The organism is Tumebacillus permanentifrigoris (assembly GCF_003148565.1).
Taxonomy (GTDB): domain Bacteria; phylum Bacillota; class Bacilli; order Tumebacillales; family Tumebacillaceae; genus Tumebacillus; species Tumebacillus permanentifrigoris.
Map to the genome: position 1 here is coordinate 213771 of NZ_QGGL01000007.1, position 10690 is coordinate 224460.

Sequence of the window (10690 nt, forward strand, 5' to 3'; positions counted from 1 at the left end):
CGTTTGTAGTAGTTGTCGAGAATATTTTGATTTGGTATGATACTTGCATTGTAATTAAAGTAGTACAATCGCAATCATCTTCAACTGAAAAAAGGAGGCTCTCCCTCAATGTCCCAATCCTACGAACCCCAGCAGCTACAACGAACGATGAAGAGCCGCCACTTGTTCATGATCTCGCTAGGTGGCGTGATCGGAACCGGGTTTTTCCTCGGCTCAGGCTACACGATCTCGCAAGCGGGCCCGTTCGGTGCGATCCTGTCCTACCTCGTCGGCGGACTGATCATGTACCTGACGATGCTCTGTCTCGGTGAACTGTCGGTGGCGATGCCGGTCTCCGGTTCCTTCCAGACCTACACCACCAAATTTATCGGCCCTGGCACTGGTTTTGCCGTCGGCTGGCTGTATTGGCTCGGCTGGGCGGTGACGGTCGCACTGGAATTGTTGTCGGCGGCCGCGTTGATGCAACGCTGGTTTGCGGATGTTCCGGCCTGGTTCTGGTGCTTGTTGTTCGGCCTCGTGCTGTTCTTGATGAATGCGCTTTCCGCCAAGACGTTTGGGGAGACAGAGTTCTGGTTTGCCAGCATCAAGGTGGCCGTGATCATCCTGTTCATCATCCTCGGCGGTGCGGCGATGTTCGGTCTGCTTGATTTCAATAATGGCCAAGCGGCACCGCTGCTCTCAAATTACAGCTCCAGCGGATGGTTACCAAATGGGATTAAAGGTCTGATCTTAACCATGATCACCGTCAACTTCTCCTTCCAAGGCACCGAACTGATCGGGATCGCCGCTGGGGAGAGCGAAGACCCGGAGAAAACGATTCCGAAGTCGATCCGCACGACCGTCTGGCGGACGCTGGTCTTTTTCGTCCTCGCGATGTTCGTGTTGGCCGGGTTGATTCCTTATGAGCAAGCGGGCGTGGTGGAAAGTCCGTTCGTCGCCGTGTTCGACGCGATCGGGATTCCGTATGCGGCGGATGTGATGAACTTCGTCATCCTGACCGCGCTGCTCTCGGTCGCCAACTCCGGTCTGTATGCGGCGACGCGGATGCTCTACGCGCTTTCCACGAGCGACATGGCCCCCAAAGCGCTTGGTCGTGTGAACAAACGCGCAGTTCCGTTGAACGCGTTGCTGTTGACGATGGCCGTTGCCTTCCTCTCGCTGCTCTCCAGTGTGTTTGCGGAACAAACGGTCTACCTCTGGCTGATCTCGCTGGCAGGTCTGGGGGCACAAGTCGGCTGGATTTCGATCACCGCCTCGCAACTCGCCTTCCGCCGGAAGTATCTGCGGGATGGCGGTCGTGTGGAGGATTTGAAATTCCGCACGCCGTGGTACCCGGTGTTGCCGTTGGTCGCGACGGTGTTGAATGTCGCGGTTCTGGTCAGTCTCGCGTTCGACCCCAATCAGCGGATCGCGCTGTATTGTGGGGTGCCGTTTGTGGTGGGGTGTTACATCTATTATTACGCGGTGGTACGACGAAAGAAATAACGGAAAAGACCTCTCAGTCCTATGGCTGAGAGGTCTTTTGTGGGTAAAAAGAAAATTATTGACAGGAACTAGTAGAAACACTACTATATTGCATATAAACTAGATATCAAATACTGGATTCAAATGCCATCATCTACATACTAACATTTGAATCTGCCAATGAGGCTAGGAGGATTCCCTACATGGACTATTTAAAAGTTACTCCTGAACAACTGGATGCCGCGTCCCGTGAAATCCAAAACGGCAGCAACGAGATCAACGCCATCAACCAACGCCTGATGCACCTCGTCTTGTCGCTGAAAGACACTTGGAACGGCCAAGCACAACAGCAGTACGACGCTTGGTTCCATCAATGGAAAACAAATCTTGATGCCTTGAACCACACCCTTGGTGAATTCTCCGGCGCCACCACCAAAGCTGCCGAAGCGTACCGCCATGCAGAATCGCAAGTCAAAGGTATGTTCAACGTCTAATCATACAACCATCTAGGGCCTTTGCTTGTCTTGGCGGCAAAGGCCTTTTTCCGATTGGAGGATGATCGCTCGATGACTTTGGCTATTGAAAAGTCCGCCCCGCCGCTGCTCGTCACGATTGAAGGGGTGAATGGAGCGGTTGATGTAGAGCTCCCGGGCGATGTTGCCCTGTCCACCCTGCTCCCGCTCCTCATCCAGCACCCGCGCATTCACATCCCCGGCGCTCCGAGTTCGCCGCTCGATTGGACGATCGGCGTGAAGCGAGGTCAGTTGCTCGACCCTGCCAACACCCTGCACAACTACGGTGTGTTAGAAGGCACGATCCTGTTGCTCCAACCGTCGGCGCAGTATTCCAACCCGCTGCCAGAAGTGGAACAGGAACTCACCCTCCCGCACGAGAATAAACTTCTGGTCTTGCAGCGAGCGACTTCGTTTTTTAAAAAGTTTCGCAAGGATTCTCGCTAGAGAAGGGAACATCTGCGATGGATACGATCAAAGTTTCCTACGAACGCCTCAATCACGAACACAGCAAGACCCACGGTTTGGCCCAAGACTGGGAGAGTCTGGACCGCCAGATCAACTACCCGGCACAGGCTGTGCGCTGGACGGGAGATTCCTATCAGTCCTACCATGAGTTCTGGGTCGCCCTCCAGCGCGTGATGGGGGAGATCGGTGCCTCTCTGGAAACGATGTCTGCGTGTTTAGAAGAGGCTTCCTATGTCTATTCTGAGACGGACAATGCATTGGCGAAGCAACTGCATACCCGTTCACGATAAAAACCTCCGGTGTGGGACCGGAGGTTTTTTCATGTCTAGTCTTTGACATCTACGCTCGTGATTTCCACTCTCTGATTGTTTACCCGCCAGTGGATGACATACGACTTTGTAGGAACGGTTAGTGTGTAGAACCGAATGGAGTGGTCAGGGTGATTGAAGCTCGCATGATCTCGCCTAATGCGAACATCAGGGACTTTACCCACCAAGACAGCTTGGTCCCAAAGCTGATTGAAAGAGAGGAGCGGAGAGAGCTTTTTGGTATCGTGCTCATAATATCCGATATATTGCTCAGCCCCTCGGAAGAATGAAGGCTTCAATAAATAGGCGTACTCTCCTGGGGGCGCATCGAGATCGTATTCCACATGGATCGCATAGAACCCCTCAGGGAGACTCGCCTCAAATTCTTCAGATGTCGCACCATCATTTGCATGAAATAGGCCAACACGATAACCAGGTATAAGATGCCTGATTTCCGCCTTATAATCTGCTATTTCATAAAACCGACTAAAGATCCGAAGCGAGTACGCCGAAGGGAGACTTTCCTCGACAACATACATCCCAATCGGGATCAAAAAAGCGAGCACAACAGTTGGTAACATCTGTTGCATAGACGGTACGAGCTTCAACGCAGAGTAACAGAAAAAGGCGAGGAAGATCGCGTAGGCTGTATAGCAACCGAATCCGACCATAACACCGACCAACCCGCTCTGTGACAGCAGTTCCGGATACAGCAACAGGGTTAGGTAACTCATAAAAAATGCGCCAACCAGACAAGCGACATTGCTCCAGATCATCGTTTTAGGGCTTGGCATGAGGTTTCTCCCCGTAGAGAATGAAATTTAATACGTCTTGTATCGCCATCGGATCTTCATGCAAGCCAGAATGATCATCCTCGGGATGCATGACTCCTGTATAGTTACCCGCCCTAGCAAATTCCTTCAAAGCAAATGCACTGTCTTCTGTGACCACAGAGTCCCCTAGCTTCACTCCGTATTTTAGACCAGCAACAGACAGTACCTCTGTATTGGGGTTGAACTGGCCACGATTGTCATACATGTCTTGAATCGGCTTGGAGCCTGCTCGTAACTCATCCACTGCCGGGAGGAAAACTTCAATCCCGCGTACCAACGCGTAGAGAGGAGGTGTCGTTAACAGCTTTTCATGTACGGTTTGGTCCACCTTTGAACCGGTGATTGGCGAGCCCATTGTGACAAACTTGGTGACACCTATACCTCCCGTGTCCTCAATATACTTCGTCGTAACGATCCCGCCCATGCTATGTCCGACAACGATCATATAGTTTGTGGAAAAGTCACCCTGTAGTTGAGTTGTGATCTTCGAGAAGGCTTCCGTTTGATCCTCAAACTTCATCGCCCCTTTTTCAAACACATACTGCACGACTGGGTGTGATGTGGAGCGATTATCCCCTTTTTTTCCATCTATTTCGCCTGACGAATTCCAAGTGTACACCATAGTAGCACCGCCAAAGTAGTCAACCATGGTCTTGAAAGTTTCCTCGCTTCCCTCCAAACCGTGCATGAATACAATCGGGACACCCTCGGTTCCACCTTGCCTTCTCGCGTTTTCTTGCAAGACGTGTGCCTGGTGCATCATTTCCTTGGCACTTTCACCGTTCGGACCTGTTGCTTGAGGATGAGCCTTGTAATATTCGTAAACGAGCTGGTTCTGACGAATGCTGTCATTCAGGAATTCAACACGGTCGATTCCTTGACGTCCTGCTACTCCATACAAGGAGACAGGTAGCGGTACATGTGATTTGGTAAAGATCGCATCACCCACGAATAGTTGATGTTGAACTTCACCCATCAGAGTCCCCATTTTTGGTAACTGGTCCATCAAACTCTTAAACTCCCGCTTCGCTTCCCCATCATACTGCTGCTCGCACATATTGATCTCATTCCAAAGAGCTTGGATGTTATGCGTTGGAACTTGTGGGTGACTACCTGGTTTGTCATGAATATGCCGCTGCATCTCCCACGCTTCCTCTTGCCATTGACGAGCGCGATCCCGCATCGCTTGCAAAGCGTGGATGCGATCAGCCAAGATGTAGAGCGTCGACGCGGCTTGGTGAAAAACGTTCGCCATCCGATCCAGATACTGCCGCACCGCTTCATTCGCCGACACGTAGGCTCCGGCCGCTCGCCCTTCCCAACCATCTGGACCGCTTGTAAGTTCACGGGTACTTCGCTCCATCACCCTCATGAATTGATTCCGTACATCCTCCGCCTTGTGGGTCAAAAGGCTCGCCAATCTTCGTACCGCTTCGTGGTCACCCGTCAACTTACTCATATCCAACACCTTCTGTCACAATTAAGTACCTCAATAATAAGTGAGTAACAACTGTTTTACAAGATTTCCTATCCTAAAAAAGAGAACCTTTCACCCGAAGTGGCGAAAGGTTCTCTTGCTTATTCCTCTTCCATAAACAGTTGCACTTGCCGCACCTTTTGATTCCTTCGCACGAGGTAGCCCCGCCCAGGCGGTAACAGCGCGGCACGTTGGTTCCCGAGGATCATACCTTCGTTGGGATCGCCAGCGAGGATGATGCCTGGTGCGCTCATCTCTTTCAATCGTTGCGGGAACTGGTCGAAGCTGCGCGACGAACCGCCGACACGGCGGGCCAGCACCGTGTGGAAACCGATGTCACGCGCTTGCAGGAGGTAGTCGGCCAAACCGGTGATCGGGTTGCCCATCGCCGCCGAGACCATGTCGTAATCGTCAAGGATCAGGAAATAGTGCGGCCCTGTCCAGCCCGCTTTCGGATCGGGCGAACTCGCCGCTTGTTGGATGCGCGGGTCAAGTTCCCCACGCAAGGCATACACCGGATCGTTGAGCATCTGCCCTGACCACGCATAGTGCTTCACATACGGCTTGGTCTGCGCATCGTTCACGAACTCGTACAGCATCCGGCGGAAGTCGATGACGATGAATTGCACCTGCTCCGGGCTGTAGTGCGCCATCATCCCGCGCATGAACTGGCGCAGGAACGTCGTCTTGCCAGACTCCCCATCCCCATACAGCATGAAGTGCGGCTCATTGCCCATCGGGTCAAATGACACCACGTCGAGGCGCGATTCTTCGATCCCCAGCGGAACCCCTGCTCCGAGCAGGCGTTGCGGTTCGAGGTCTGTAGTGCGCAGTTGCAGCGGCAGGATGCGGACTGGTTGGACTTTCGCACCTGTCCACGCCTCTCGAGTCGCTTGCACGAAGGCATCGAGCGCTTTCGGGAGGGATTCGGACGGGTCGATACCGGTGACATCGAGGAGCGGTTGGGCGACTTGGAAGTAAAAACCCTCGCGCACCACACCACGGCCTGCGATGTCGCGCGGCATGACTTTCTGCGCGGCGCGGTTGACTTCGGAGTCGTTCGGCTCGTTCAGGCGCAGTTCAAGTCGACCTGTAATGTTATCGCGGATCTTCATCCGCAGATCGGCCCAGCGATTGGCCGTGACGATCACGTGGATGCCGTAGTTCAAACCGGTGGTGACCAATTCCGTGACCTCATTGTCCACGAGTTCGAAAAACTCGCTTTGCAACTGCGCGAGGTCATCGATCACGAGGAACACGTCACCTGGCTGATCTTGGTACTCACCCGCAGCACGGCGTTCGCGGAACGTCTGCATCGTGTCGATGCCGTGTTGGCGGAAGAACTGCTCCCGCTCGTCGATCAACGTGTGTATCTGACGGATCATGATCGGGAACTTGTCCTTGTCGCTTTTGCCGTAGACAGTTCCGACATGCGGTGCCGCTTCCAGCGGACGGAGCAGACCGCCGCCGAGATCGATCGCGTAGAACTGCGCATCAGACGGTTTGTGCGTGGCGAGGAACGAGGTGATGATCGTGCGCAACAGCGTCGATTTCCCACTCTGTGGCGCCCCGACGATCGCGAGGTGACCTTCGTTGCCGAGGAAGTCGAGGATCAGCGGCTCCTGACGTTGTTGCAACGGCAGATCGAGCACCCCGACCGGGACTTTCAACAGCGTGCGCACAGGGCGCGTCGGCCACTCCTGCCCGTTGAAGTACGGATAGTTGCCGGTGTTGAACAGCCTCTCAAGGAACTCCTGCGGCTTGAACACCCCGTCGAGCGTCAAATTGCGGTTGAGCGGCTCTACCCAGACTTGGTGGACTTCCTGCTGCAAATGCTTGGCGTGATCGACCAGACCTTGAATGATCACTTCCATCTCGGTTCGGTCGTCGCCGCGCTTCGTCACTTGCTTGGTGGCTGCCACTTCATCCAGACCAGGCAATTGGAAATCAACCACTCGACCGCTGGTGTTAAACTCCCCGATCTGTACCGCCAGCTCGGGCCGGTCGCTGATCGGCGTATACGGCCCGGAGACGGATGCCGTTTTGAACAGGTCGTAGATGTGGGTATCGACTTTGAAATAGCCGACGCCCGGATAGGACGGCAGGTAAAAAGCGTCCGGCGTGCCGATGACCGCCTTGGACTCCGCTTCCGAGAACGTCCGCAAGCAGATCCGGTAGCGCAGATGCGTCTCCAGCCCTTTCAGGCGGCCTTCCTCCAAGCGCTGAGTGGCGAACAGGAGGTGTATCCCGATGCTTCGCCCGATCCGACCGATCTTCACGAACAGGTCGGTAAACTCCGGTTGGGCGGCGAGCAATTCACCGAATTCGTCGATGACGACGACCAAGTACGGCAACGGTTCCAGAAAAGGATTCGTCGCGCGCTTGTTCTGATACTGCTTCACGTTGTCGAGATTCCCGGCTTCACGCAACCGGCGCTGACGGCGATCCATCTCCCCCATCAGCGACTGATAGAAGCGGTCGATCATCGAGTTGTCACCTTCGAGGTTGGTGATCATCCCCGCCGAATGCGGCAAGTGCGACAAATCGGCAAATGCCGCCCCGCCCTTGAAGTCGACAAAAATAAAGTTCAGCATCTCCGCGTCATTGTCAACGGCGAGACCGACAACCAACGAGCGCAACAGTTCAGACTTCCCAGAACCGGTCGCCCCGATCACGAGACCGTGTACGCCCATCCCGCCATCTGCGGCTTCCTTCAAGTCGACGATGACCGGCTGGCCGTCCACGCGCAAACCGATCGGAGCACGCAGGACCCGTTCACGCGGTTTCGCTTGCCACGAAGTTGCCGGGTCGATATGTGCGGCTGAACGGATCTGGAGCAGGTCGGTCATCTTGACCGTGTCGGCGAGCGAAATCTGCGAAGCTTTTTCACTTTGCACAAACGGTGCGAGACCGCGAGCGATCTCATCGCTGGTGGCGAGGTCGAGGCGTTCCGCCTGCTTGCCCTCCACGCGCCTTCCACTGAACGCCATCTCTTCAAAAGTAAACTCGCCCGCGTCGCCCATCTGAATCCGCGAAGCGAATGCCTGCGGGATCGAGTACCGCCCGTCGACCAGCGAGATGATCGTGATGCCCGCCTCCGTCGCTGAGCTGAACAATTCACTCAACTCCGTGGACTGTGAAATCAACGTGTTGATGTCGATGCCGTCGAGGATGAGCAATTGATGTGGCAACGCAGCGGGGGTCTGTTGCTGGTTCTTGCGTTCCTCACGGGCTTTTTTCACCGCGAGGATGCGTGGCAACACCGCCTCGTTGAACATCTGGTGAAACTCCATCGCGTTCTGGGCCATGTAACAGAGCGGGATGCCACCTGCCAACTTTTTGCTAGAACGCGGACGGCGACCGTGCGGGAGCCATTTGAACCACTGCCATTGCGGCTCGACTTCCTTGGTGAAGTAGACGAGCATCTGCACATCCTCTGGCGCGTGGAACACGGCGATCTGGGCCAGCATCGCCCGGGTCAGCTCTTGGATCATGTGGCGTTTGCCGCGCACGGCGAGCGACCCGAGCTGCTTGAGCGGGAGGTCGATCGGTCCCTGTTCTAGCACCTCGTACTTGGAGACCAGCGTCTTGCCCCGGTAGATCAAATTCTTGTCATATTCGATAAACGGGTTGTCGTCCATCTCCAGCTTCGGCTTGCTGGACAGCGGCACCGGGCCGCGCCCCATCGCGACGGTTAGAAAGTCCTCGTCACTGCGGTTGCGCTCCCAGATGCGCTCGCGCTTCTGAACGAAGCCGAGCAGTTGTTGCGGTTCTGGGAACAGCGTGTCATAGTATTTTTTCTGACTGAGCACCAGTTTTTCCAGCTTGTCATCTTGCTCATCAAGGTATTGGATGTACTTCTTCTTCACAGAGCGCTGTTGGGACAGGCGGTTGTTTTTCTGCATGACGATCTGTACGATGGCGGTGATCACGGAGATCGCCGCCATGATGCTCGCCGCGAACGCCATAATCGGGTTGTGGTAGAGCGTGGACATGATGTACGCGGCGATGATCGTGAGACCGGCGGTGATCAGCGCAATGATCAGACCGCCTTTGCTCGGTGCTTGGAGCGGAGGTGGCGCGACGATTTTCACTTCGCCTGTAGGCAACGGTTCGGGATAGGTTCGTGCTGGTCTATAATACTGAATACCGTTCATGGGGTCCTCCTGTCTCACTTCTTGAACAACCGGCCAAACAAACCCTTGCCGGTCCGCTCCTCCTCCACACCTGTGCGCAGAAAGTTCTCCGGCACCAGCAGTTCGAGGATCGGCATCAGCGAACCATCCAACTCGTCATCGACTTCGATCAGGCGAGCTTCCCACGCGGCTTTGTACAACTGCTTCGTGGAGAGCGCGGGGATGTGGGCGAGCGGTTTTTTCGGCAAGCATTGCAGGAGCAAGCGTTGGTCGACGCCTGCGTTGTCGCGGTTGACGACGATGTGCAACCGCAGTTTACCCTCCTCCTCCAGACGGAGCAGGTCGCGTACCAGCAGGTACTCTTCCGTCGGCGGAGCACCGTCTGTCGGCGGCATGATGCGCTGAAGCAACACCGGTTCTGGGTCGACGACGAGAAACACATGATCAAACTCGTCAAAGATGTCAGCGTCAAATCCCTCCTGCGCAAACGAGGCATCGTAAAAAATGAACGGCGAGTGCCGCAGTTCATACACGAGCTTCGTGATCTCCTCGGCAGATACATCGCCGTTGGGCAGTTGTGGATGGTTGAGGTACATCGCGATGCCTTCGTAAAGCAACTGAGCTTCTTTTTTCAGCGCGCCGTATTCGAGCACATGGAAGGGCGGTCGGTAGTTTGGCATGAGGTCTGCTACGTTCAGATGATCGTACAGTGTCGGGCGGTTGCCCGGATGCTCGACCAGCGTGCAATGCAAGTTGCGGTTGGCAACGGCGGTGGCGAGCGTCGTGGTGACAAATGTCGCCCCCGCACGCGGGGTGAGGTTGAGGAACATGCAGACTTTGCTCTGCATCGAAACGTAGGAATGCACGGGCACCGCGACTCTGACTTGGCGCTCGACGATGCGTTCCTTTTCGATGATTTTTTCGACTTCGACGATCTTCTCTCGCTCAATGATGCGGACAGGTCCGTCGTACTCCTCCGCTTCCGGCGGCGTCGGGCGAACCGGTTGAAGCGGTTCTTCTGAAGCTTCGAGGAGCGGGGCGATCCGGCGGACGATCTGGTTCGCGGTGTCGCGCAGGTCGCCGTGGAACAACAGCACATCTGCACCGTGACGGCGTGCCAACTCGTTGGCTTCCTGCGACCAACGCAGCGTCGGGTCGAGGATCAGGATGTCACAGCGCCCAGCCTGTAGATGACCCTGCAACTCCACCTCCGACTGGAGGTTGTCGCTCCACTGGATGACGGGGTACGGGAGGAAGGATTGCAGCTTCTGGCTCAGCACCGTAGAACCGAAAGCAGTTAAGATTCTCATCATGATATCCCCTTAATCTAATTACCAATTACGTTTTATTATACCAAATCTAGCACCCAGTTTGATAAAAAGAGCTCGCGCCACACGTGATGTGCACCCCTTAAAATAGACATTGAGAAAAGACCCCTCAATGGTAATCTATTTTAGGGGGTGTCTTTTTTATGGCGAAGAAAGGTCAAACG

The 10690-nt window shown here is 54.9% G+C and carries 8 protein-coding genes; 4 read left to right on the top strand and 4 right to left on the bottom strand.

What is annotated here, in order from left to right; translation table 11 throughout:
* Positions 1 to 108: 108 nt before the first annotated feature.
* The 4 genes from C7459_RS10085 to C7459_RS10100 all read left to right on the top strand — a co-directional run bounded on the left by C7459_RS10085 (position 109) and on the right by C7459_RS10100 (position 2734).
* Positions 109 to 1485, top strand: a complete 1377-nt coding sequence (locus tag C7459_RS10085) for an amino acid permease (protein WP_109688839.1) — start codon at positions 109 to 111, stop codon at positions 1483 to 1485.
* A gap of 182 nt (positions 1486 to 1667) precedes the next feature.
* On the top strand, positions 1668 to 1958 hold the full coding sequence (locus C7459_RS10090) for a WXG100 family type VII secretion target (RefSeq protein ID WP_109688841.1): 291 nt from the start codon (positions 1668 to 1670) through the stop codon (positions 1956 to 1958).
* A gap of 72 nt (positions 1959 to 2030) precedes the next feature.
* The gene (locus C7459_RS10095; RefSeq protein ID WP_109688843.1) at positions 2031 to 2423 is read left to right on the top strand and encodes an EsaB/YukD family protein; all 393 of its coding nucleotides are present in this window, start codon (positions 2031 to 2033) and stop codon (positions 2421 to 2423) included.
* Between the two features lie 17 nt (positions 2424 to 2440).
* Entirely contained in the window at positions 2441 to 2734 is a 294-nt protein-coding gene (locus C7459_RS10100) for a WXG100 family type VII secretion target (protein ID WP_109688845.1), read from the top strand.
* Between the two features lie 35 nt (positions 2735 to 2769).
* Here the strand turns inward: C7459_RS10100 and C7459_RS10105 are convergent, their stop codons facing one another.
* From C7459_RS10105 to C7459_RS10120, 4 genes are all read right to left on the bottom strand, one after another.
* On the bottom strand, positions 2770 to 3546 hold the full coding sequence (locus tag C7459_RS10105) for a hypothetical protein (protein ID WP_109688847.1): 777 nt from the start codon (positions 3544 to 3546) through the stop codon (positions 2770 to 2772).
* Positions 3533 to 5044: an alpha/beta hydrolase gene (locus C7459_RS10110; protein ID WP_109688849.1), complete on the bottom strand. Its 1512-nt coding sequence runs from the start codon at positions 5042 to 5044 to the stop codon at positions 3533 to 3535. Before C7459_RS10110 ends, C7459_RS10105 begins: the two co-directional genes overlap by 14 nt.
* Before the next feature lie 119 nt (positions 5045 to 5163).
* Positions 5164 to 9219 (bottom strand): type VII secretion protein EccCa, encoded by a 4056-nt coding sequence (gene eccCa, locus C7459_RS10115; protein WP_109688851.1) that lies wholly within the window; start codon positions 9217 to 9219, stop codon positions 5164 to 5166.
* Between the two features lie 14 nt (positions 9220 to 9233).
* Positions 9234 to 10508 carry a CpaE/TadZ family protein gene (locus C7459_RS10120; RefSeq protein ID WP_109688853.1) on the bottom strand — a complete coding sequence of 425 codons (1275 nt, stop codon included), beginning with the start codon at positions 10506 to 10508 and terminating at the stop codon, positions 9234 to 9236.
* Between the last annotated feature and the right edge of the window lie 182 nt (positions 10509 to 10690).